This window comes from Shinella lacus (genome assembly GCF_010994755.1).
Classification (GTDB): domain Bacteria; phylum Pseudomonadota; class Alphaproteobacteria; order Rhizobiales; family Rhizobiaceae; genus Shinella; species Shinella lacus.
Map to the genome: position 1 here is coordinate 285,304 of NZ_WHSB02000004.1, position 23,094 is coordinate 308,397.

At 63.3% G+C, this 23,094-nt stretch carries 28 protein-coding genes; all 28 read left to right on the plus strand.

Annotation, left to right across the window (positions count from 1 at the left end):
• The first annotated feature begins 15 nt into the window (after positions 1-15).
• The 28 genes from GB927_RS12785 to GB927_RS12920 all read left to right on the plus strand — a co-directional run bounded on the left by GB927_RS12785 (position 16) and on the right by GB927_RS12920 (position 23,092).
• A complete protein-coding gene (locus GB927_RS12785) occupies positions 16-747 on the plus strand; it encodes an NlpC/P60 family protein (protein ID WP_256117353.1) in 732 nt (243 codons plus the stop codon).
• Positions 748-750: 3 nt separating this feature from the next.
• Positions 751-1,005 (plus strand): NAD(P)+ transhydrogenase beta chain, encoded by a 255-nt coding sequence (locus tag GB927_RS12790; RefSeq protein ID WP_256117354.1) that lies wholly within the window; start codon positions 751-753, stop codon positions 1,003-1,005.
• Between the two features lie 8 nt (positions 1,006-1,013).
• Positions 1,014-1,367, plus strand: a complete 354-nt coding sequence (locus GB927_RS12795; protein WP_256117356.1) for a hypothetical protein — start codon at positions 1,014-1,016, stop codon at positions 1,365-1,367.
• 213 nt (positions 1,368-1,580) lie between these two features.
• Complete coding sequence (locus GB927_RS12800; RefSeq protein WP_256117357.1) at positions 1,581-1,886, plus strand: DUF2730 family protein; 306 nt, start codon at positions 1,581-1,583, stop codon at positions 1,884-1,886.
• A 10-nt stretch (positions 1,887-1,896) separates the two neighbouring features.
• On the plus strand, positions 1,897-2,208 hold the full coding sequence (locus GB927_RS12805; RefSeq protein ID WP_256117358.1) for a VpaChn25_0724 family phage protein: 312 nt from the start codon (positions 1,897-1,899) through the stop codon (positions 2,206-2,208).
• A 6-nt stretch (positions 2,209-2,214) separates the two neighbouring features.
• Complete coding sequence (locus GB927_RS12810) at positions 2,215-2,802, plus strand: DUF3486 family protein (protein WP_256117359.1); 588 nt, start codon at positions 2,215-2,217, stop codon at positions 2,800-2,802.
• Entirely contained in the window at positions 2,799-4,427 is a 1,629-nt protein-coding gene (locus GB927_RS12815; protein ID WP_256117360.1) for a terminase large subunit domain-containing protein, read from the plus strand. Before GB927_RS12810 ends, GB927_RS12815 begins: the two co-directional genes overlap by 4 nt.
• Positions 4,427-6,001 (plus strand): DUF935 domain-containing protein, encoded by a 1,575-nt coding sequence (locus GB927_RS12820; RefSeq protein ID WP_256117361.1) that lies wholly within the window; start codon positions 4,427-4,429, stop codon positions 5,999-6,001. Before GB927_RS12815 ends, GB927_RS12820 begins: the two co-directional genes overlap by 1 nt.
• Positions 5,994-7,175 (plus strand): phage head morphogenesis protein, encoded by a 1,182-nt coding sequence (locus tag GB927_RS12825; protein ID WP_256117362.1) that lies wholly within the window; start codon positions 5,994-5,996, stop codon positions 7,173-7,175. Before GB927_RS12820 ends, GB927_RS12825 begins: the two co-directional genes overlap by 8 nt.
• A gap of 377 nt (positions 7,176-7,552) precedes the next feature.
• A complete protein-coding gene (locus GB927_RS12830; protein ID WP_256117364.1) occupies positions 7,553-8,521 on the plus strand; it encodes a phage protease in 969 nt (322 codons plus the stop codon).
• A gap of 63 nt (positions 8,522-8,584) precedes the next feature.
• Complete coding sequence (locus GB927_RS12835) at positions 8,585-8,989, plus strand: hypothetical protein (protein ID WP_256117365.1); 405 nt, start codon at positions 8,585-8,587, stop codon at positions 8,987-8,989.
• Positions 8,990-9,027: 38 nt separating this feature from the next.
• A complete protein-coding gene (locus tag GB927_RS12840; RefSeq protein ID WP_256117367.1) occupies positions 9,028-9,927 on the plus strand; it encodes a Mu-like prophage major head subunit gpT family protein in 900 nt (299 codons plus the stop codon).
• 111 nt (positions 9,928-10,038) lie between these two features.
• A complete protein-coding gene (locus tag GB927_RS12845; RefSeq protein WP_256117368.1) occupies positions 10,039-10,260 on the plus strand; it encodes an HI1506-related protein in 222 nt (73 codons plus the stop codon).
• Between the two features lie 151 nt (positions 10,261-10,411).
• On the plus strand, positions 10,412-10,858 hold the full coding sequence (locus GB927_RS12850) for a gp436 family protein (protein WP_256117369.1): 447 nt from the start codon (positions 10,412-10,414) through the stop codon (positions 10,856-10,858).
• A 1-nt stretch (position 10,859) separates the two neighbouring features.
• Positions 10,860-11,339 carry a phage virion morphogenesis protein gene (locus GB927_RS12855; RefSeq protein WP_256117371.1) on the plus strand — a complete coding sequence of 160 codons (480 nt, stop codon included), beginning with the start codon at positions 10,860-10,862 and terminating at the stop codon, positions 11,337-11,339.
• Complete coding sequence (locus GB927_RS12860; protein ID WP_256117372.1) at positions 11,329-11,871, plus strand: hypothetical protein; 543 nt, start codon at positions 11,329-11,331, stop codon at positions 11,869-11,871. The genes GB927_RS12855 and GB927_RS12860 overlap by 11 nt, the downstream gene beginning before the upstream one ends.
• Positions 11,868-12,419 carry a hypothetical protein gene (locus tag GB927_RS12865; RefSeq protein ID WP_256117792.1) on the plus strand — a complete coding sequence of 184 codons (552 nt, stop codon included), beginning with the start codon at positions 11,868-11,870 and terminating at the stop codon, positions 12,417-12,419. The genes GB927_RS12860 and GB927_RS12865 overlap by 4 nt, the downstream gene beginning before the upstream one ends.
• A gap of 10 nt (positions 12,420-12,429) precedes the next feature.
• On the plus strand, positions 12,430-12,624 hold the full coding sequence (locus GB927_RS12870) for a hypothetical protein (RefSeq protein WP_256117373.1): 195 nt from the start codon (positions 12,430-12,432) through the stop codon (positions 12,622-12,624).
• A 1-nt stretch (position 12,625) separates the two neighbouring features.
• Positions 12,626-13,003 (plus strand): GPW/gp25 family protein, encoded by a 378-nt coding sequence (locus tag GB927_RS12875; protein ID WP_256117375.1) that lies wholly within the window; start codon positions 12,626-12,628, stop codon positions 13,001-13,003.
• Complete coding sequence (locus GB927_RS12880) at positions 13,000-13,851, plus strand: baseplate J/gp47 family protein (RefSeq protein ID WP_256117377.1); 852 nt, start codon at positions 13,000-13,002, stop codon at positions 13,849-13,851. Before GB927_RS12875 ends, GB927_RS12880 begins: the two co-directional genes overlap by 4 nt.
• Complete coding sequence (locus tag GB927_RS12885; protein WP_256117378.1) at positions 13,848-15,074, plus strand: phage tail protein I; 1,227 nt, start codon at positions 13,848-13,850, stop codon at positions 15,072-15,074. The genes GB927_RS12880 and GB927_RS12885 overlap by 4 nt, the downstream gene beginning before the upstream one ends.
• 4 nt (positions 15,075-15,078) lie before the next feature.
• Positions 15,079-17,427 carry a hypothetical protein gene (locus GB927_RS12890; RefSeq protein ID WP_256117379.1) on the plus strand — a complete coding sequence of 783 codons (2,349 nt, stop codon included), beginning with the start codon at positions 15,079-15,081 and terminating at the stop codon, positions 17,425-17,427.
• Entirely contained in the window at positions 17,428-19,434 is a 2,007-nt protein-coding gene (locus GB927_RS12895; protein WP_256117380.1) for a phage head spike fiber domain-containing protein, read from the plus strand. It abuts the gene before it with no gap.
• A complete protein-coding gene (locus GB927_RS12900; RefSeq protein ID WP_256117381.1) occupies positions 19,431-19,844 on the plus strand; it encodes a hypothetical protein in 414 nt (137 codons plus the stop codon). Before GB927_RS12895 ends, GB927_RS12900 begins: the two co-directional genes overlap by 4 nt.
• The gene (locus tag GB927_RS12905; protein ID WP_256117382.1) at positions 19,844-20,266 is read left to right on the plus strand and encodes a hypothetical protein; all 423 of its coding nucleotides are present in this window, start codon (positions 19,844-19,846) and stop codon (positions 20,264-20,266) included. Before GB927_RS12900 ends, GB927_RS12905 begins: the two co-directional genes overlap by 1 nt.
• 254 nt (positions 20,267-20,520) lie before the next feature.
• Positions 20,521-21,279, plus strand: a complete 759-nt coding sequence (locus GB927_RS12910; protein WP_256117383.1) for a hypothetical protein — start codon at positions 20,521-20,523, stop codon at positions 21,277-21,279.
• Positions 21,279-21,770, plus strand: coding sequence for a DUF4376 domain-containing protein (locus tag GB927_RS12915; RefSeq protein WP_256117385.1), 492 nt, complete (start codon positions 21,279-21,281; stop codon positions 21,768-21,770). Before GB927_RS12910 ends, GB927_RS12915 begins: the two co-directional genes overlap by 1 nt.
• An 89-nt stretch (positions 21,771-21,859) precedes the next feature.
• Entirely contained in the window at positions 21,860-23,092 is a 1,233-nt protein-coding gene (locus tag GB927_RS12920; RefSeq protein WP_256117387.1) for a phage tail sheath protein, read from the plus strand.
• Positions 23,093-23,094: the final 2 nt, after the last annotated feature.

Below are 23,094 nucleotides of genomic sequence, written 5' to 3' on the forward strand. Positions count from 1 at the left end.
GACCTGGGGGCTTTCATGAACTTCGACGAATGGCTGATCGCACGTCTGCGCGTGCACGGCGCTTATGGCGGCGCAATGGATGGCGTGCCCGGCCGGGAAATGTACCGCGCCCTTGAGCGGTTCCAGGCGAGCGAACATCTGGACATCACGGGTGTGGCCGATCGGGCCACCGTCAATGCGCTCCGCAAAGCACCGAATACCAAAGCCAGCGGCCTCACCGTCTATGAGAAAGCGCCGGAGTTGCCGGCTGAACCGGTCTGGATGCGCGAAGCCCGTCGTCTAATCGGCGTGCGCGAAGTCGTCGGCAAGGGCAGTAATCCGACGATCATGGACTGGGCAAAGCGCCTCGGCGGTTGGGTCGCCAGCTTCTTCAAAGATGACGACATCGCCTGGTGCGGGCTGTTCATGGCGCATGTGCTGGGCCTGACGCTGCCACGCGAACCTTTGCCCGCAAATCCGCTCGGCGCCCTTCAGTACAACAAACTCGGCCGCCAGCTCGCCGCGCCTGCCCTCGGGGCGATCATGACATTCACTCGCGATGGCGGCGGCCATGTCGGAATCTATGTCGGCGAGGACAAGACCCACTTCCATATCCTTGGCGGCAACCAGGGCAACAGCGTGCGGATCTCCCGCATCGAGAAGGATCGGCTTTCCGATACCCGCTGGCCGAGAACCGGCGAGCCCGAGCGTCCCGGCCGCGTCTACTTGACGGCCGCAGGCGTTCCCGCATCTTCGAATGAGCGCTGAACGATGATCCCGGAAAAGCCCTCCTATTCGACCTCCAAGCGGCATCTGCTTTACTCGTCGGTTCTGGCCTGGACCGTCATCCTGCTCTGCGCCATCGGCGCGTTGCTGGGCAGGTCCGAGGCCGTAGCCTTCGGCACGATTGCCGTCCCGTCCATGGTAGCGTTGATCGCCGCCATGCTCGGCATCCATCGCATCTCCGGCTCCATGGATTTTCGCGCCTCCAACTTGCCTCGCGATCAGCCGGGAGGTGAATCGTGATTGATGGGATGTTTCGTCAAGCAGCGCTTCCCGTCCTCGCCGGGTTAGCGCTGCTCTGTTTCGGCCTGCTCGTCTTATGGCTTATCCTGGTCAAGTTCGATGACATGATCGGGCGGGCGGCAAAAGCGGCCACCGAAAGCCGGGACGCCCATTGGTCGGCGCAGATTGAGCGCGCGAATGCGGACGCAAACCGCCAGATTGCCAACCAGGCGAAGGCGGCATTGGCCATCGAGACGGAAGCGAACGCGCGTGTGCGTGCCGTCGAGGAACAGCTCACCACCATGGAGATTGCGAATGCGGCCTTGCCTTTCGGCGATGCTTGCGGCCTCGGCCGTGATCGCGTCCGCCTGCTCCCGAACTGAACCCGTGCCGCTCGTGCGTGTCGAACAGCGCCCCGTCATGCTGCCCGAGGTTGCCCGTCAGCCCTGCGCCGATCCCCGCGAACTTCCCGACCGCGATCTTTCCTCGCGGGAGGTTGCGACCAACTGGGGCGCCGATCGGGCGGCCCTGACGACCTGTGAAACTAGGCGGGCGGCTGCGGTCGCGGCCGTCGCTGCCGTTGAAGGGAATCCATGATGGACGTCTCTCCCCTGAAGGACTGGCTAGGCCTGATCGCACTGCTGATCTCGGTCGGCTCGTCTGTCGTGCTCTTCCTCAAATCCGACGCGAAGAGGGCCGCCGTGACGATCTCGGACCACGATAAGCGCATCCAGCGCCTGGAAGATGAGATGCGGCACATGCCCGACAAGGAGACGGTGCACAAGCTCCAGCTCGATTTGACCGAGATGAAGGGGCAGATGTCGACCATGGTGAAATCGTCGGAGGCCACGGAGCGCGCGACCAGGCGCGTCGAGGACTTCCTTATGAGCAAAGCAGCCTGAGGGGCGCGAAATGCTGACAGAAGACTACGCGACTTGGGTAGATCAGAACATCAGGCTGATCATCTTGAAGGACTTGGCCGACCCGAAATCTGGCGGCACCACCAACACGTTCCTCATCCAGTTGAGCCTTGAGCGGTTCTCCTACCGCAAGAGCCGGGATTACATCCGCAACCAGCTGCTCTGGCTTGAGAGCGAGGTAGGCGCGGTGCGCACCCGTACGGAGGGCACCGAAACTTCGGCGGAAATCACCCGCCGTGGCCGTGACCATGTCGAGCGGCGCACGGTGCTTGCCGGCGTTCAGGCACCCGGCGATGCGGAGTAATCCGCCATGACGCCGCACACGAGACCCCGGCCATCCGCCATCGATCAGTTGCCCGAGGAATGCGAAGCCATTGTTGCCTGGGCGGCGCAAGAGCTTGCCAACACCCCGAAAAGCCAGACGGAAATCTATGCCGAATTCCGCATGAAGCTGATTGCCCTGCAGGGCGAGCTCGGCCTTGCCTTCGACATCCCGCATTTCTCGTCCTTCAACCGGCATGCCCTGCGCCTGGCGAAGGTGACGCATCGGCTTCAGCGTAGCCAGATGATCGCCGACGCCGTGGTCGCGCGTACTGATGGCGAAGACGCCGACAAGCTGACGCAGGCTTCCACCCGGCTCCTGAAGACCATCATTTTCGAGATGATGGAGAACGCGGCCGACGACGGATTCGTGCCGAAGGAAGCGCACCAGGCCGCCGCCGCGCTCTATCGCCTTTCCATGGCGGAGAATGTCTCGACGCAGCGCCGGCAGAAGCTCCAGGCGGAAATTGCCAGCCAGGCGCGGGAGGCGGTCGAAACCGTCGCCAAGGCGAAGGGGCTTTCCGACGACACCGCGCAGGAAATCCTTTCCAAGATCCTCGGGGTTGAAAAGGCATGACCGTCGCCATCACGCCGGAGCAGTGGGCGGAAGCTCGCCGCCAGGCGACCGACGTCATTCCTGAGATCATCGAGAAATTCGGCCTGCCCAAGGCGCTGCTCGGCTATCAAAGCCGGACGATCGCGCTTCTGGAGACCGCCGCCTGCCGTGTGCTTTTCATCGAGAAGTCGCGGCGCATCGGCGAGACCTGGGCGCTCGCCGCCTATGCCGTGCTGCGCGCAGCGCGCGCCAAAAAGGCCGGCGGTAAGGACGCACTTTATATCTCCTATTCGCAGGAGATGACCCGCGAGTTCATCGACGCGTGCGCCATGTGGGCCAAGGCTTATTCCTTTGCGGCCTCGGAAGTCGATGAATTCCTGTTCAAGGATGAGACCGCCGAGGGCAATCAGTCTATCCAGGCGTTCCGCATCAAGTTCGCGAGCGGCTTTGAAGTCGTCGGCCTCTCATCTGCACCGCGATCACTTCGCGGTAAGGATGGCCTCCTGATCATCGACGAAGCGGCGTTTGTCGATAATCTGAAGGAACTGCTGAAAGCCGGCCTTGCGTTCCTCACCTGGGGCGGCCAGGTCGTTGTCTGCTCGACCCACAACGGCGCCGAGAACGAATTCAACGTCAAGATTCAGGATATTCTTGGCGGCCGCCTCAAATACAAACATCTGCGCATCGACCTCGACGATGCGCTGAATGATGGCCTCTATCAGCGCATCTGCCTCGTCAATGGCCTTGAATGGTCGCCCGAGGCGGAGGCAAAGTGGCGGCAGGAACTCATCGAATTTTACGACGAAGCTTCCGACGAGGAACTATACTGCGTGCCAAGCCAGGGCTCCGGCGCCTGGCTGACCACGCCGCTCATCGAAGCCCGGATGACGTCGGACGCACCCGTGCTCACGCTCGACCTGCCCGATAACTATCTGCTTCTCTCCAAGCTGGAGCAGGCTGCCCTTATGGCGCCCTTCATGGAGCAGCTGCGCGAGGCGCTGAGAGCTCTGGACCCGGAGAAGCAGCACGCTTTCGGCTTCGACTTTGCCCGCGTCGGCGACCTCACCGTCGGCACCCTCCTGTCGATCGACAAGGTGCTCAAGCGCGAAACCGCGCTGACGGTCGAACTGCGCCGCGTACCAGGTGACGAGCAGAAACTCATCACCAGGACGATTCTGAAAGCTGCACCTCGCTTGATCGGCGCCGCCTTCGACGCCACCGGCATGGGCTGGACGGTCGCGGAAGACATGGGCCGCATCTTCGGCTTCCGCGAGAGCGAAGAAGATGCCGGCATGATCTGGTCCATCAAATTCAGCATGGACTGGTATCGCATCAACATGCCGCCGCTGAAGGTCGCCTTCGAAGATGCGGCGATCGCCATTTCGAAGAACGTCAACCACCTACTCGATCTTCGCCTCGTCAAGATGATCGCCGGTGTTCCGCGCGTCCCTGACCTTCGATCGGGTGAGACCGGCAAGAAGCGGCATGGCGACTTCGCCATTGCGCTGGCGCTCGCTCACTTCGCGAGCCGCTTCATGGGGCGGGAATATGCCTACACCCCGATATCCGACATCGACGACGACGACTGGTCCGAACGCGATCGGAGCGACGACGCTTCGCCGTTCGGGCGCGGAGGACTTTGGTAATGACCCTGCTCGACCGTTTTGGAAATCCGCTCAAGGCTCCGCAAAAACAGGTGCTCCTCGAGGAGCAGAGCGCGCCCACGCTGACGGGCGTTCGCTCGCTCTGGAATGAGAATGTCGCGTCCGGCCTCACGCCTTCCCGGTTAGCCCGCATCCTCAAGGAAAGTGGCGATCCCGGTGGCGATTTCCGCGACTATCTCACCCTTGCCGAGGAGATGGAGGAACGCGAACCGCAGTACCGGATGGCGCTCGCCCAGCGCAAACTCGCGATTCGAAACCTCGCACCTGTCGTCGAGGCAGCCAGCAAGAGCGCGAAGGACAAGGAAATTTCCGCCAGCGTCCAGCGCATGCTCGACACGACAGCCTTCCGTAGCACGATGATGCACCTTGCCGATGGCATCGCCAAGGGCTTTGCGGTGGCCGAAAACCTCTGGCGGATGGACGGCTCGTTCTGGTCGTTGCCCCGCATCGTCCAGCGCGACCAGCGGCATTTCCAGTTCGACCGCATCACCGGCCGAGAATTGCGGCTGCGCCATGACGGCGTCTTCGAGGGCGTCGAACTTCCCCAGGCAAAGTATGTAGTGCACATCCCGACGCTCTTGTCCGGTCTGCCGATCCGCCAGGGCCTCGCGCGCACGGCCTGCTGGATATTCATGCTGAAGAGCTTCAGCCTGAAGGACTGGATGTCGTTTCTTGAAATCTACGGCATGCCATTCCGTATCGGCAAATACGGGCCGAACGCCTCGAAGGAAGACAAGCGTGCGCTCCTGAAGGCCGTGGCGAACGTCGCGGCTGACGGCGGCTGCATCATCCCGGAAAGCATGCTGCTGGAATTCATCGAGACCAAGGCGGGCAATGCCGGGGAAAATGCCTTCAAGGGCATGGCCGAATATCTCGATGACCAGTTCGCAAAGCTGATCCTCGGTCAGACGATGACGTCGGATGATGGCTCATCTGAAGCCCAGGCGAACGTACATGACGATATTCGCTTGCTGATTCTGCGCGCTGACGGCGACGACATGGCGGCGACGGTGCAGCGCGACGTGGTCGATCCGTTTGTCGCTTTCAACCACGGCGCTCATGTGGACGCGCCTCAGGTCACGTTCCCGGTGCCTGACCCGGAAGACATCAAACTGCTCATGGACGCGACGAAAACCTTCGTCGAAATGGGCGGCACGGTCCCGGCCGGGCCGGTGCGTGAGAAGCTCGGGTGGCGCGATCCGGTCGATGGCGAGGAGGTGCTCGGCGGAACGAAGAAGGAAGAGCCGCCGAAGGAGCCCACGCCGAAGGATGCGGCCGAGGCCATGCGCCGTCTGTTCGACAAGACGGCATCGCCCATGTCGATCGCCGCCGACGATATAACCGAAGGTTTCGCCGAGGAAATGACGGCGGAATGGGAAGAGCAGCTCTCTCCGCTGATGGACGCCATCCGAAAAGCGACGGCGGCGGCCACTGACTTTCCCTCCCTGCTTAAGGCGCTGGAAAACGTAACTACCGGAGATGTCGGCCTGGGAGGTCGCCTGGCGGCGGCAACCTTTGTTGCCCGCATTATGGGCGGCGGCCGCGAAGATGGCTGATAACGTTCGCCGCCGGAACCCGCCCCCGGAGGCCATCGCACACGTTGAGAGCAAAGGCTATCGGGTTTCGTTTCACCACCTCGACACCTGGGCCGAAGAGCACGCCCATGAGTTCACCGTGGCCAAGGCCATGGAAATGGACGTCCTCCGCACGGTACGACAGGAAATAGAGCGCGCTATACGCGACGGCATCCCCTTTGAGCAGTTTCGCCAGGAGCTGACACCGCGCCTGGTCGCGCTCGGCTGGTGGGGCAAGAGGCCGATGGTAGACCCCGCGACGGGCGAACAGAAGATCGTGCAGCTCGGAAGCCCGCGCCGCCTTCAAACGATCTATTGGGCCAACACCAGGTCGGCCTATGCCGCCGGTCAGTGGGAGCGTGCCCAGCGCACCAAGCGCGGCTTGCCCTATTTCGTGTACGAGCTCGGCCCGAGCGAACAGCACCGCCCGCATCATGAGGCCATCGCCAATCGCCCGACCGTGCTTCCTGTCGACGATCCATTCTGGGATACGCACTATCCTCCCAACGGGTGGGGCTGCAAATGCCGGCTCCGCCAGATCACACAGTTCGAAGCCAACGAGATCGGTGCGCCTGAAGGAGCACCCGAGGTCAAGCTGAAGGAGTTCCGCAACAAGCGCACCGGCGAAGTCTCCATGATCCCCGAGGGCATCGACCCCGGCTGGCATACCAATCCGGGCAAGGCCAGGGCGAAGACCCTCGTTAGCGCGTTGTCGCAGCGCCTAGAGCAAGCACCGATCGCGGAAGCGAAGAAGGTCATCGCAGATTTCTGGCAGAGCCGGGCGCCGGAAGCCTACATGCGCATGGCCGAGCAGGTCGACCTTCCTGTCGCCATCGCTCCGGATCTCGCGGCCGAGCTGGGCGCGACCGGCACGCTGATCTCGGTGAGCAACCGCGCCATCGGCGTGAAGACCGAAAAGCACGCCATGACGGAGCTGGGACGCTTCGCCGAGTTTCAGGCGATGGTCGACGAGGACGAGAAGGTCAAGCGGCCGGACGGCAGCCGGCAGTTCTGGAAGCAACTCGACGGGACTTTCTTTGTCGGCGCCGTGCGCAAGATGGCCTCGGGCTTCCTGCGCCTGGTCACATTCCATAGCGCGTCTCCCGATCGGCTCGACCAGGTGAGACGTGTTGAACAACGATTGAAGGGGGAGTGATGCGCGCGGAGGACGTGATCCCTCCCAGCCCTCAGACGGACAGCACACTAATCGGCGCGCACCATCAACATACGCCTTCCCGCAGGCATTTTCAACTTTCAGTTCCGTCATCGTCAGGGCGGCGTGGGACGCGCGGAGCGACTCCGGCCGGGCGACGACAGCGACCAGGGGGCAATCGCGCGCCCACGGCCTTTAAAAGTGCTTTAAATCTGACAGTGTTGTTGCGTGGTCGGCCCCTCTTGCGCCTGCCGACCGTGATGGCTAGGTTTCCTTCAGCCGGTTCGCGCAACGCCCACCGGTCTTTCCCCCAAGATCTCGATTGACGGTCCGATTTCGGACCCGGCAAAAAGCCCCTGCGATGTTGTTTATTCGCCGGCATGCAAAACGCACTCGCCGCCATTCTCTGCTCGCAGCTCCTGCCCGACAGCGCCACCGCGCCGGACTGGATTCTGCTCGTCCCCGCTGGTGACATCGTCGCCCGCGACGGCCGCGCCTTTTCCAACCGCACGCCGGACGCCGTCGTCACCGCGTTTCGCGCCGATCGCAAGGACATGCCCGTCGACTACGAGCACGCCACGCACCTGCGCGCACCGGAAGGCCTGTCCGCGCCGGCCGTTGCCTGGGTGAAGGATATCGAGGTCCGCGAGGGCGCCCTGTGGGGCAAGGTCGACTGGAACCGCGATGGCCGTGAGGCCGTCGAGGGCAAAGCCTATCGCTACATTTCCCCCGTCGTGCATCCGGACGCCAGCCGAAACGTCGTGCGCATCTCCTCTGTCGCGCTGACCAACGACCCCGCCCTCTTTCTGCCGGCGCTGTTGCGCCGCGACCCAACCGAAAAGGACCAGGACATGAAAACCATCGCGCTTGCGCTCGGCCTGAAGGAAGACGCCACCGAGACGGAAATCCTCTCCAAGATCAATGCTGACAAGACCAGCGTCGAGCTGCTCACCCGCAAGGCGGAGAAGCCGGACCCGGAACTCTTCGTCGCCCGCAAGGATCATGACGCTGTTGTCGAGCTGTGCTCGCAGCAGAAGACCGAGATCGAGACCCTGAAGAACGCCGATACCGATCGCGCCGTCACCTCGGCCGTCGAAGGCGCCATTGCTGAAGGCAAGGTCATTCCGGCCGTGAAGGAAAGCGAGCTGGAGCTGTGCCGCGCGATCGGCGTCACGAAGTACCAGGAGCGCCTCTCCCGCCTGTCGCCGATCGTCAAGCCCGGCGAAGACGCGACGACGCGCGCCGCTGAACTCGGCAAGGGCGCGGCCTTCTCCCGCGAGGAGGTCGAAGTGCTGCGCCGCATGGGCATCTCCGAAGAGGACGCCAAGAAAACCCGCGACGGCGCCTGAGCGCCGCCGAACCTGACCCCGCAACGGCGCCGGTAGCTGCGCCACCTCGAAAGGACTTTCCGCATGGCCGCCGCAGGACCGCGCAACACCATCACCCGCCAGGGCGAAGATCGTGAGATCGGCGTCAAGGCTGCGACCCGCATCTGGCAGGGCACCATTGCCGTCAACGACGCGGGCGTAGCCGCGCCTGGTCGCACCGCGACCGGCCTCGTCGCTCTCGGCCTCGCCCAGGAGACGGCCGATAATTCCGGCGGCGCCGCGAACGCCATCCGCGTCAAGATCCGGCGCGGCACCTTCTACCTGAAGAATTCGTCCGGCGATCCGGTGACGGCTGCCTCGATCGGCAAAGACGTCTTTATCGTCGATGACGAAACCGTCTCGGCGACCAATGCCGGCGGCAACACCCAATCCGTTGCCGGGAAGTGCCACGACGTCGATGCCGGCGGCGTCTGGGTCACCTTCGGCTAATCGGCCGGAACCTTCATCACCAACACGAGAACCGACCGATGATCATCAACAAGACCAACCTCTCGATCATGAACACCGGCTTCAAGACGGCGTTCCGCAATGCCTTTTCCGGGGTCGAACAGACCTATCTGCGCATCACCACGGTCATTCCGTCGTCGACGCTGATCGAGACCTATGGCTGGATGAAGCAGACATCCGGCATGCGGGAGTGGATTGGCGAACGTTTCGTCAAGAACCTCGACAGCGAAGCCTACCAGCTCAAGAACAAGAAGTACGAAGAGACCGTCGCGGTCATCCGCGATGCAATCTCCGACGATCAGTACGGCACCTACACCCCCGCCATCGCCATGATGGGCGAGAACGCCGCGCGCCTACCCGAAGAACTCATCTATCAGGAGGCCTTGCCCGGGGGCTTCACCTCGAAGTGCTATGACGGGCAGTACTTCTTCGATACCGACCATCCCGTGGTTGACGCTGCCGGCGTCGAGCAGTCGGTTTCCAATATGCAGGCGGGTTCGTCCGCACCTTGGTATCTGCTCTGCACCAATCGCAGCCTGAAGCCGTTTATCTACCAGGACCGCGAAAAGGCCGAGCTGATCATCAAGGACAGCCCCGAGACGTCGGACGATGTCTTCAATCGCGACGAGTTCCGCTATGGCACGCGCGCCCGAGGTGCGGCCGGCTACGGCTTCTGGCAGATGGCCTTCGGCTCCAAGGCTGTGCTCGACACGGCGAATTTCGATGCGGCGTACCTCGCCATGATGCAGTTCAAGCGCGACGGCGGAAAGCCGCTCGGCGTGGTTCCCAACCTTCTCGTCTGCGGCCCGAGCAACATGAAGAAGGCCGACGAGATCCTGAACCTTCAGCGCCTGTCGAACGGCTCCGACAACCCGAACTACAAGAAGGTCGAAACCCTCGTGGTGCCGTGGCTCCCCTGATCCGCGCGTCGTGAGCGACGTGCATGCCGCTGGCGGTATCCTCCCGCCGCCAGCGGGTTTCCGGAAACGGGTGCCTCGCCCGTTTCCCGAGACCCGCAAAGGAGAAACGACATGGCGAAAGCCCCGACTAGCACCAATGAGAACGAGAATGCCAACGCCGAAGGCAGTGAGAAGAGGGAAGGCCGTGTGCTGAAGCTGATGTCCATCAACGGCATCCGCCGTGCCGGCATTCGCTTCCCCGCCCGCGAGGCGGTCCCGGTCGACCTCGCCGACCTGACCGAAGAGCAGGTGAAGCTGCTCGAAAACGAGCCGGACCTGCGCCCGGTTCGCTGAAATACCTGCGGGGAGCGCCGCGAGCGGTAGAAGCCGGAGGTGCCGATAGGCCAGAGCCGGCAGCAAACCCGAAGCCCCCCGATGGAACAGGAACCCGCAAGGGACCATCGGAAACAGTGGCATTCACTTTACCCAAAGCCAAGGCACGTCGATGACCCAGTATGCGACGATCGAGGATATGGAACTGGCGTTTGGGGCGGCGTACGTCCTGAAGCTTTCCGACCGCGACAACACGCGGGTCCGCAATGACGCGGCGCTGAACAGCGTGCTCACCAAGGCGACCAGCCTTGCCAACAGCTACGTCGACAAGAAGTACGCCGTGCCGCTGGTCAATCCGCCGGACTTCCTGGTGTCGGCGGTTATCGACGTGGCGATCTACATGCAGTCGCGTGACCGCGCGACGGGCACGAGCGAAATGCGCCAGCGCTACGAGGATGCGCTGAAGCTGTTTCAACAGGTCGCGAAGGGTGAAGTCACCCTTGCCGGCAACGAACCGGCCTCCAATCCCGATACCGGCATGCCGGGCACGACAGGTTCCGACGACGTCTTCGTCATCTCCCGCGAGCGGTATTTCGACCGCAAGACGGAGATCATTTGAGATGGCCGTGAGGATCGTTGCAAGCGGGCTTGAAGAGGCCGCGAAGGTCATCGCGCAGATCGCCGATCCGGATGTGCCGCAGTATCTCGATGAGCTTGGCGGCATCGTCACGTCGCAGACCCAGAAGCGCATCCGATCGGAGAAGACCTCGCCGGCCGGTGAGGCGTGGAAGCCCAACCGCGAAGGCACCTCCATCCTGTTTCGCTCGGGCGCCCTCGACGACAGCATCCACCACGAGGTGGCGGGCAATTCCGTAGAGGTCGGCTCCAACCTGGTCTATGCCGGCATCCACCAGCATGGCGGCAAGATCGTGCCGAAGAACAAGAACGCGCTCGCATTCTCCAGCGGTGGTCAGTTCTTCATGGCGAAAAGCGTGACAATGCCGGCGCGCCCCTATGTCGGGATCTCGGCCGCCAACGAGCCAGAAATCATCGCCTTCACCGAAGCCTTCATTTCCGCAGGAGCTGGTGATGCTCGCTGAAATCAACAAGCGCCTCTCGATCCTGCTTGAGACCCGGCATCCTGAGTTCCGCGACGTCGGCCGCCATCGTGGCCGCATGAGCGTTGAAGACATCAAGGCGATCGGCGTCTTCGCGCCGGCCCTTCGCATCGGCCTCTTCGGCAAGCTCACCACCGAAGATCTTCCGTCCGGCGAACGCGTCCTGGTCGTTCCCTTCGCCGCTGCCGTCATCACCGCAGAAGGCGATTTGCTCGATAGCCAGGACAGGGCGATCGCCTTGGCACTCGCCGTTGAGACATCGCTCGCCCGCATCACCCCCGGCGCGGCCGACGAGGACCGCGACTGGCCAGCGCTTTCCGGCGTCGGCCTGGCCGAGGACCTCTCGATCGACATCGCCGATGGCAACGACCTTGACGATGAGGGTATCGCGCTTTGGGCGGTCCTCTTCAAGATCCGCGTGATCATCGGCGAGAACTTTGCCCGCGAAGGTGCCGAGGAAGCAATCCAGATCATCTGGCCCGAGGGCTTCGACCCGGCGGAGATCGCACCATGAGCGGAGCCCAGGCGTCCAACACCTTCCTGCTGCGCACCATGCTGCGCCAGCACATCGAGATCCGCGAGCTGAAGCGCCGGCTGCTGAACATGGTGCGTGAAGGCAAGGTCATCGAGCATCATCCCGATGATCCCAAAAAGCTGAAGGCCGACCTTGGCCCGGAAGGTTCTCCGGTCCCTTCACCGTGGTTGGAATTCTCGGAGCGCGCCGGGGCGGTAAAGTCGATCTCGCGCCCATCGATCGGCGAGCGCGTCACGGTCATCTCGCCGGACGGCGAGCTCGGCCAGGCGTCCCGTGTCATCCTTGGCGGCTTCTCCGATCAGAACGCTCACCCGGAGCAAGCGGCCGATGGCGAGCTGATCCAGACGATCGGCGGAGCCGTGCTGCGCTTCCACAGTGGCGGCCTCGATATCAAGGGCCGGCTGCATGTCGACGGCGACGTCCGCGCCGAGGGTGGAGCCTTCGAGCACGAAGGCGTCAATGTCGGCAATAATCACATCCATACCGGTGACGACATGGACGGTCTCACCGGGCCGCCACAAAGCTGAAGGAAGCACCATGGAAAAGAAGACCTACGAAATCCTCACCGACACGTTCCCGGCGCGCGCGCCTCTTGGCACCGGCGCGACGATCGACCTGACCGAGGGCGAGGCAAAGTACCCGCTGCTCTCCGAGGAAATCCGCCTTGCCGGCTCCAAGCCTGCCGTAAAACCGAAGGGCAAGGCCGGCGGCTCGGAAGGCGAAGGAGCCTGACATGCGCATTCCGCGTGGCCTCGACCGGAACACATTCCAGATCGTCGAAGGCTGGCCCTATGTCGAGGTCCTGCTGATCGACGTCTTCGGAACCCGCGTCGGGCTGCGTGTCCTGCGCCGCTGGTATGGCTCGGATGTGCCGGACTATGTCGACGCGCCTGGCGATCGCACCGAGATCCTTGAGCTGCTGGCCGACATCGCCGCTGCCACCGACACCATCCGCGACCTTGAGACTGGTGAAGCCGTCGTTCGCTTCACCCATGCCTCCGAGGTGACGGCCGGCCGCGACGGCCAGTATGGCGTGCTTTGCCACTTTGACGATCTCTTCTCCGGCGAAAGCCATGACATCGCCCTTGAGCGGCTGAAGGCGGCAGCATGACGACGACGCTCGACATTTCCAGCCTTCCCGCGCCGCAAGTCGTTCGCACCATCGATCCCGAAGCCGAGGTTGCCGCCTTCGTCGCGGCGCTGAAAGAAGCCCTCCCGCAATGGCGTGGCGTCTTCGAGGGCGATAGCTTTCAGAAGATCTGCCAAGTGTGGGCGCTCCGCCTCATCATGAAGGAGCAGGAGCACAACGAGGATGCCCGCTCGATCCTGCTTGCCTATGCAAAAGGCCCGGCGCTCGACCACATCCTCACCACCTATCATCGCACGCCACGCCTGCCGGGCGAACTCGACGAAGACTATCGCGCGCGCGGCCAGCTCGCGCCCGAAGCCATGGCGGATCTCGGCATTACCCATGGCGGCTATATATTCCGCGTTCGAAGTGCCTTCAAAGACGCCATAAAGGACGTTCGACCGATCCGCCGTGACGGCGGGCGCATCGAACTGCGCCTGCTTGGCCGCAATGAAACGGGCGCGGTTTCCGATGCGGTGCTCGCCGCGATCATCCGCGCCTTCCAGCCGGAAGGCGCAACCCAGTCGACAGACATTCTCACGGTCCTGCCCGCCGAGATCGACGAGCGGCATGTGACGGTGCGGCTTGCCATTCCGCGTGGCCCTGACCCGACGCCGGTGCGCTTGGCAGCGCGCACGAAGCTTGAAGCCTATGCCGCGTCAGTGCATCGCATCAATGCCGGCCTCTATGTCGACGCGCTCTATGCCGCCGCCCATGTGCCGCCCGTCATCACGGTCAGCATGACGGGCCTGACGGAAAACATCTTGCGGCGCCCCGAGGTGGCGATCCGGCTCGTCATCGATGACGTCATTGTCGAGGTGATGCCGTGAGCAATCCTTTGCCGCCTGAGCTGCACCTGCTGCCGCTGCAATCATCGACCATCCCACAACGCGCAGCCGCCGCAATCGGCGCGCTCGCGGCCGACCTGGACGATCCGATCGCCCTGATGGCGAACCCTGTCCTGGTCCCGGCAGAAGCCCTGCCGCATCTTGCCTGGGGATGGTCGACGGATTACTGGCGCGCCGATTGGCCAGAACATCGCAAGCGCCAGGTCGTGCTGGAGCAGCCCGCATTCCATCGCCTCAAGGGCACAATCCCGGCCGATCGCATGGCCTGCGGTTATGCCGATGCCGAGCTGATTTCCTACCATCTGCCACGCGACGGTTTCATGATCGGTCGATCGCCGACGCCGGAAGCTTATGAGGCATGGCTTCGCGCCCTGCCGGAGATCCGCATCTATCCGCTGCCGCCGCGCGCGACGAAGACGCCGCCGCTCGGCGGGGCACTCGGACGCCATCCAGTGTTTCGCGGCTCGCCCATGCAGCAGGCGCGCCGGGCCGAGCTGCGCAAGGGTGACAAGGTCACCGCTCTCGTGGTCTCCGGCGAGGCGTTCGATCCGGATGGCGTGGCGATCGCCGAGATCGAGCGCGTCTCTGTTCCGGTCGCGCCCTCCGCAACGCTTGCCGTAGGCCAAGGCCCGCTCACCCGTCCGATCGGCAAGCCGGCATCGACGCGCCGTGTCTTCGACTTCGACTGGCGGCCGGTATCGACCGACCCGTTCGACATGAAGCCCGGCCTTCCATCGATGATGCCGGCAGAGGCGACACCGCGCCGCGTGCCGATCCCGCATCCACATCGCCCCTGGCGCATCGTCGTCGGCCGCACGCCCGTTGGCGGCGCGGTCGCCGCCGCACCGGCGCGCGAGGATTTCTATCTGGCGCTTCGGGTTGCCGATGGCACCGGGCCATCCGGCTCCCGGCCGCGCACCGGTGCCATCGGCCGTTCGCGTCTGCCGCGCGCCGCCTTCACCAAGGAACTGGCCGTCCTGGTGGCGCGGCCGAGGAAGCGCGGCTTTCCGTTTTCCGGAAGCCGCATCACGCCCGACCCGATCGACAAAACCAAGGACGTCTTGTCGGCGATCGCCAGTGCCCAGGTCGCCCGCGATCTCGTCACCGTGAACTTCAACGTGGTGCGCGACCTCACTGTCGCGGACTTCAACGACATCGACGAACGCACCCGCATCGGCGCGGTCAAACTTATGAGCAGGAGATAGCCTCATGTATCAACGCGTCACAATCAGCCAGGACGAACACTTCCGCCAGGAAGACGTCGATCGCCTGGGCACGTTCCCGCAGGCCGGCGACGAGATGTTGACCCAGGACTGGCTCGGCACGGCCCGCTATCGCGGGTTCTCCACCGTCAAGGACGGGCAGAACGCCGTCGTCGTCGCCACCGGCGCTGCCTATGTGAACTTCCGCCAGTATGCGCTCGAAGCGCCCGTCACAGTCAGCCTGGTCGCGGAAAAGCCGCTGATCGCGGGCCAGAAGCGCGTCGTGGTGCTCGCAGGACAGGGCATCGACGATCGCCCGGCGCCGGCCGTCTCTCGTGATAAGACGGTCGAGGTGCCGGATGGCGCTGGTGGAACGACCACGCAGGACATCGTCACCACCGTTTCGCCCTACGTTCGCAACGTCGTCGAGATCGCAAAGCTTGCCTCCGGTCTGTCCACCCAGGAGCTTGATCCGCCGATCCCCGCAAACGTCGTGCCGTTCTGCCGCATCGTCCTCGATGTCAACGGCATCGTCGGCGATCCGGAAATGCTCGACGATCACCGCATCCGGTCGGTCAACGATCTCGACGCGATTATTTCTCAGCAGGGCGCCATCCTCGACGTGGTGCGCGGCGAGGTGCAGGCGCTGCGCAACGACCTGGTCGGCATCTCCGGCTTCCTGAAGTCCACCGTCAGCTACGCGACCCTCGACCAGATCATCTACGACGTCGCGACGCTGAAGGACGTCAACGATATCGGCGACACGGGCGCACCCTATGCGCTCGATCGGCTTGCCAATGACAGCGAGGTCAACACGGCGCATCCCGACTTCAAGGGTCGTGTCGACGAAGGCTTGCAGGCGCCTTATGCCGCAGAAGACCGCGTTCCGCTCTCACTGTTCAACGCGAACGACATCCGCCTGATGCACCAGGACAAGGGCGTGCTCTTCCCCGCCTACGATCCCGAGATCGGCCATATCGTGCATTCGACGGGCCAGACCGCGCCGCTCGGCGGGACCGTCACACAGACCATGTCGCTTGTCCGCATGCACATGACCCGCGTCCGCATCCGCTATGGCGGCTACTACCATTATATGAACCCGCTGCTCTGGCATCCGCTGCGCTACCAGACGGACATTGTGTATCGCGTCTGGGCGCAGCAGGCAGAGGCGTTCGCCTATCCCTACGGCTACTACATCAACCGCTATCCCTACTGGAACCGCTACTGGCGCTATGGCGTCATCGTCGATCGCTACGTCTACAGCTATGACGTCTGGCGCAAGACGAACCTGACCATCCAGGGCGTCATCAAGGCGCAGACCTGGTTGCAGTCGCAGGAACGTTATATCCCGGCGATCCGCCTCGGCCTGCTCAATTGGGAGAACGGCGCGGAAATCACAGTAGCACTCTGCAAGCTGCGGCCAGACGGCTCTCCGGACCCGGAAAAGACGCTCCAGACCGTCACGCTGAATTCGTCCAGCTTTGTTCGCTATGTCCGCGGCAAGGATGCGACGATGACGCGCTTTGCCTTCCCGGTTCCGGCGCATGTTGGGCGCGAGGGCGTCGGTTACGTCACCTCTGTTACCGGCAACGTCACGGTTGCAATGGCAACCGGTGACCAGTTCCTTGGTGGCAACTACTTCGAGAGCACGGACGGCAACTTCTTCGTCGGTTCGATCACGCAGGACATGGCTCACGCCGTAGAATACTGTAAGTTCCGCGCCACGACGCTGGATGTTCGCTTGAACAACCTGTCGCTTTCGGGTGGCGTGCAAAACGTCGACATCAACTGCCCGGCGGTAGTGCCGGACAACACGGGTGTTGCCTGGCAGGCCAATTCGGGCGGGGCATGGAAGACGATGGCGAACCTGCCGTCGGACGAAACGGCCCCGGATCCTGATCCCACCGACGTCTTTGGCGTTGGCACCACAGCAACCTACGACTTCCGGGCTTTCCTGACCGGGAACGAGTGGGTGATGCCGGTGCTTGATCTCACGGGCTCGGAACGCACGGTGTTTCGTGCAGATGACGACGTTCATTACATCAGCAAGGCCCGTACCGTGCCGTCTGGCACGACATGGGTGAAACTTTATGTCACCGCGACGATCCCCAAATATGACGCGGCCCGCCATACGCTGAGCGCCAAGATTCACCACGGCACGGCGCTGACGACGGTCGTCAACCCTGTTGGCGCACCGGTTATCAAACCGATCCCCGAAAACAACGCCGTCGAGGCGACATGGGAATTCACGGTCGATCCGTCAAATGACGTCTACCAGACGCATGTGCTGGCCTCGACCAACAATATCGCGTTCCCGATCGCCATCGCGAAAGTGTTCTCGAAGGTCACGCAGTAAATGGCAACCAACCCTGCCTCCCTCTTCGACCTTCCGGGCGACCGGCTGCTGGACAACCTGAAGCGGGCCTTGAGCCTGCTTCACGAGCGCGGTGAAGCAGCGGCCGAGGCCATCTCGGATCTCCAGGCGGGCCAGGTCGCCGCCGTCGATGATCTCGTCCAGCAGATCACGACGAACTTTTCCGAGCTGTTCACGGACGGTTCGGTTGTCGTGCAGGCCCTTCAGGAGGGCCACTACACCTCGGCCGATATCGATGGTCCGGTGATCTTCGACGTCCAGAACGGGCTTTCCCTCTCGCTCGACGTCTCCGGGCCGATCGGCTTTTCGCCAGCTCCGATCGTCATGATCGGCCATAATGCGAGCGCGGCCGATTTCGCGGCTGCCCGTGTCGTCTCCTGGAACAAGGAGACCAGCACGCTCGTGGTCAACATCCTCACCGTGAACGGCAGTGAGGGACCGCACAATGACTGCTACGTCGAGGTCGGACTGCTGTCGGCTCTTGCCGAGGTCTCGATGCTGGAGCAGGTGCAGGCGCTTCTCGGCCTGACACAAGACGCGCGGGATGCGGCGGCGGCTCACGTTGCCACGGCGGCGGGCCACGTTTCGAGCGCGGCATCGGCACAGTCCGCAGCCGAGACGGCGCGGTTCAGTGCGCAGGGTTTTGCCTCGGCCGCTGCCGGTTACCGCGATACCGCTCTCGGCTATCGCGATCAGGCGGCGACGTCTGCCGCGCTGGCTGCGTCTTCGGCCGGTCAGATCGTCAACGTGCTCGATCGCGTGGATGTGTTGCCGACGCTCAATCTCGATCTTACCGACATCAATGGAGCGCCGTTCAAGGGCAACCTGACACGCGCGACGGGTGGTGGGTATCGGCAGAATTCCAAGGGCGTCTTGGTTCCGACCGCTGCCAATGCGCCGGTGATCGACTACGATGTAGATGGAAAGCCGAAGGGGGCGGGGTTCTTTAGTGCTTACACGAACCTGCTGCTTTACTCGGAGCAGTTCGATAATGCGGCCTGGTTCAAGGCTAACCTGACTGTCTCAGCCGATGCGACGATTGCTCCAGACGGAAACCTGACGATGGATGCTCTGGTTGAGGATGCAGCAACGTCCCAGCACAGCATTTCGAGGGTGGCGACCAAGAGCGCCAGCGCTCTGCCTTACACTCTCTCTCTTTTTGTGAAGGCCGGCAAGGGCCGCCAGATTGTTCTGAACCTCTTCGGGGCTGGGTATGCCGGTGGCGTCCAGATGCGCTTCAACCCGGAGGCGGGTGCAATTACCACCGCAGCTTTCGCTTATGGAACCGGCTTTGCCTCGGGTTCGGGCTCATTCGCGAAGGTTAGCGATGGGGTCTATCTAGTATGGGTCACTGCAACATCTGACACTACAACGTCGATCGGCGGGCAGTTTGGACTGCATAATGGGACGGCGCTGTCGTACACCGGCGACGGCACGTCCGGGGTCAACGCATGGGGCGCCCAACTCACCCAAACCGCCTTCCCCGGGCCCTACGTCCCGACCACCTCGGCGGCGGTCGTGCGCAATGCGGATAGTATGGTCATCAGCGGGACGGATTTTACGGATTTCTTTAATCCGATCGAGGGGACGATTTTCGCGGAATTCAGGGCCCCCGCGTATGGCGCATCGCAACTAGCATGGACGCTGTCCGATGGGACCTACCCTAATGCCTTATTTGGCGCTTTGAATACAGACGGCAGAATTTATACTCTGGGCGGCGGGGGCTGGAATTTGAGCCTGCCCCCTGGGCCAACAATCGACGCGGCGACAGCGAAGATGGCGACAACCTACGCCACGAGCGCGGTGCGTATGTCTGTGAACGGGGCCGTGGCTGTAGCTGATACATCGGTTACAGTACCAGCGTTGTCACGCCTCTCAATAGGCGGCGATTGGCTTGGTACTGGAAACCATCTTCGTGGGTTTATCCGCCGCATCATCTATTGGCCCAAGGCCCTGAGCGCCACTGACCTACAGAGGATCACGGCATGATCGACCATATCTTGATTTATGCCGATGACGCCGCTCGCGATGCGGCCTGGCCCGCGCCGGAAGACAACCCGCCAAGCTGGACGGACGGCGAGCGATCCATCATGCCGACGCGCATCGTGCATGCGCGGGCCAGCTATGACGCCGAAGGCAATGAGACCTCGCCAGAGGTGACGGCGCCCGGCTCATATCTGGTGATCCGCACGCCGAGCCGTGACGCGGAGATCGAGGCGATGGCCGAATGCATCATCGCCACCGATGCCGGCCTGATGGCGGACGGTCAGCCCTACGTCCTCAAATGCTCGCTCCAGCCGGAGACCGTCCTCGGCCAGGTCGATCCGGTCTGGGCGGGCTCGCCCTATGCCATCCCGGTCGGCTCGCCGGCCTCTGCTCTCGATGACTGGAGGGTCTGATGCCGACACCTGTTGCCAATAAGAACCGCGCCGGCCTGATGGGGCCGGAGCACGTTAAGCAGCTCGACGGCAAAGCAGACCAGACGGCGCTCGACGCTGCCGCCACCACGGCCGCCAATGCGACCGCTGCCGTCAAGGCCGACCTCGCGACGGTCATCACCGCAAACCGTACGGCCATCGTCGGTGACAAGCTGGTTGCCAACACGGCAAGCGGTGCGATCGTGGTGACACTTCCCGTAACGCCGGCCGCTGGCACGCCCGTCAGGGTCTACCGAGATGGCGCCAACACCGTCACGATCGCTCGCAACGGCTCGACCATCGAGGGCGCCGCCGAAGACCTCGTCCTCGACGAGGACAAGCGCGGCGTCCGGATGACGTACCTGTTCGGGACGTGGAAAGCTTTTCCAGAGGTGCTTGCATGAATTACTCCGCTCTTTTTGGCTCAACCGCAGCACCATCCGCTCAAATTGTTATCGCGCTGAAGGCCAGAACCTGGACAGCGCCTCGCGACTGCACGGTTAAAGCTTCCGCCTTCGGCGCGTCCGGAAGTGGGGGTGCTCGCCGTGGGGCCGGCGGTAACGCGACCGGCGGCGGCTCCGGCGCGCGATGCACAAAGATCATCAAGCTGAAGGCCGGTGATACTCTTACCCTCGCTCCAGGGGCTGGTGGCGCTGGTGTGTCCACCACCAACGGGACCGTCCAAGGCAATGCCGGGGGCAACTCGACGATCACGGGTCCGAACGGGCTGAACATGATCGCAGGAGGGGGTGGACCCGGCCAGGCGAATGCGGCTGGCAACGTTGCTCTCCCTGGCGGAGCAGGAGGCATCGCGACGGGTGGTGATGAGAACGTATCGGGATGCAGAGGCGGAAATGCTGCGGCCGGCAATTCGTCGACAGATGTCCGCGCGACTGGTGGCGGCTCGGTTCCTCTTCTCGACAGCAATGGACGTGGCGGCGATATCCTCGGCAATCATAACCAGATCGCGACCGGCGGTGGCGGTGTCGGCGGTCACGGTGGTGACGCGAATGCTGGCTTGCTTGCGACGGGCGGAGGCGGCTCCCACGGCGACGGTGAGACCAGGACATCGGGGGCCGGAGATGGCGCTCCGGGCACCACGATCTCGCCAAGCGTCTCGCTGGCCTCATGGCTCCTGGCATCCGGTTCCGGATCCGCTGGGAAAAATACAACGGCAGACCCGGCCGGTTTAGGAGGCGGGGGTGGCGGCGCATATCAGAACAGCACGAGCGCCGCGTTCTCCGGAATTCCGGGCTTCTTGGGCGGGGGTGGCGGCGCGCAAGGACAGTCCGGCTCGGCCACAGCGAGAGGCAACAGCGAAGCGCTCTTTGGTGCAACCGGCGGCGCGTGTTGCGCGAGCGGGACCGCGGCCACAGAAAAGGGCGGCGACGGCTTCTTCATCCTGGAGGTCTATTGATGCGGTACAAAATCTTCGACATCGAAGGAAACCACGTCAACTCGATCGTCGCCGACGAAGCGTTCGTCGAGCAGCATTTTCCCGGCAGATACGAGCTTTTGCCGTCGCCACCACCGCCTGCGCCTTTGCCGCCGACCTCGGCCGACGTTGATGCAGAACGCGATCGCCGCATCTCAGCCGGTTTCGTGTTCGGGGGCATCCTCTACCAGTCGCGCCCAGAGGACCGCGAAAACATCACCGGCGCATCTCTCGCAGCACTCGCCGCCATGATGAACGGCGCCGTTGTAGGGAACCTTCGCTGGCATGGTGGCGACAGCGACTTCATGTGGATCGCAGCCGATAACTCGGTCTATCCGATGGACGCCCAGACCGTCTTTACGTTCGGTCAGACGGCCATGGCGCACAAGCAGGGCTTGATTTTCGCGGCCCGTGCCATCAAGGATGAAGAACCGATCCCGGCTGATTATACCGACGACGGTTACTGGCCCTAGTGCCGAAGGTCCGAATTCGGACCATTCGTTTTCCTCCTTTGCGGCTCCATGGATTGCGGTGACAACCGCAATCACCGAAGGAGGCCGCGTTGACGGCACTTGGATACAAGCACGGCTCTTTCGTCGAGAGCGTTCCGGAAGGCTCCGTCAGCTTCACCACCGTCGAGCAGGGGACATTCGGCATTCTCGGCACGGCGCCCGCTGCCGATGCCGGCGAATTCCCGATCAACCAGCCGATCGGCCTGATCGGCGATCCCGCCCAGATCGAAGCGCTGGGTGCGACGGGCACACTCCGCGACCAGATCAACAACCTCATTGTCGCAGCCGGTGGCTCCTACCTCCCGCGCATCGCAATCGTTCGTGTCACCGAGGGCGCGGACGCCGAGGCGACCATCGCCAACATGGTCGGTTCGGCTGGATCGGCGACCGGCTGGCACGCCTTCAAACATGCGAAGTCCGAACTCGGTTTCAAGCCGAAGACCTATATGCTGCCGGGCTTCACCCAGCGGATCAGCAACGCCGCCAATCCTGTCGTCGCGGCCATGGTGCCGTGGCTGGAGCGCCAGCGCTCCCGCATGCTCGTCGGTCTCCCGACCGCCAAGGCCGACGCGCTCGCCGCTCGGGCGGATTTCAGCTCCATGGCCCTCGACCTGATCGCACCGCGCGTGCTGGCGCCCGATCCGGACACCGGCCTCAACATCATCCAGCCGGCGGAAGCCTTCGTCGCTGGCCTCGGCCTCAAGATCATGCGCGATGGCGATATCGCCGCCAAGAAGCCGGCCGGGTTCTGGGTGTCCTGGTCGAACTCCGTCATTGGCGGGATCGTCGGCACGGAACGGCCGATCAGCTTCGACTATACGGACGCGGACACCGAGGCGACACTCCTCAACGAGAACCGCATCAACACCATCGTGCGCGAGGGCGGCTGGCGTTACTGGGGTGGTCTCACCGCATCCAACGACGACGACTGGATGTTCTCCAATGTCGTGCGCACCCGCTACGCGCTCGAAGAAATGGTCGCTGCCGGCTTCGCCCCGGTGGTCGATGCGCCGATGCAGTCGACGGTGGCCGTCGAGGCGATCTCTTCCCTCGGCGACAAGCTGCTGGAGTTCAAGGAAGCCGGCGCCATCATCGACGGCCGCGCATTTTTCCTGCCGGAGCTGAACCAGAGCAGCCAACTCCGTCGCGGCATCATTCGCTTCGAGTTTGACGCGGAGGAAACCCCGCCGATGCACGCCATCATCGCCGGCAGTCGCCGGAACAAGAAGTATTTCGATGTGCTGGTCGAGGACATCGTCCGCGACCTCGCCGCTGCGGCTTAAAG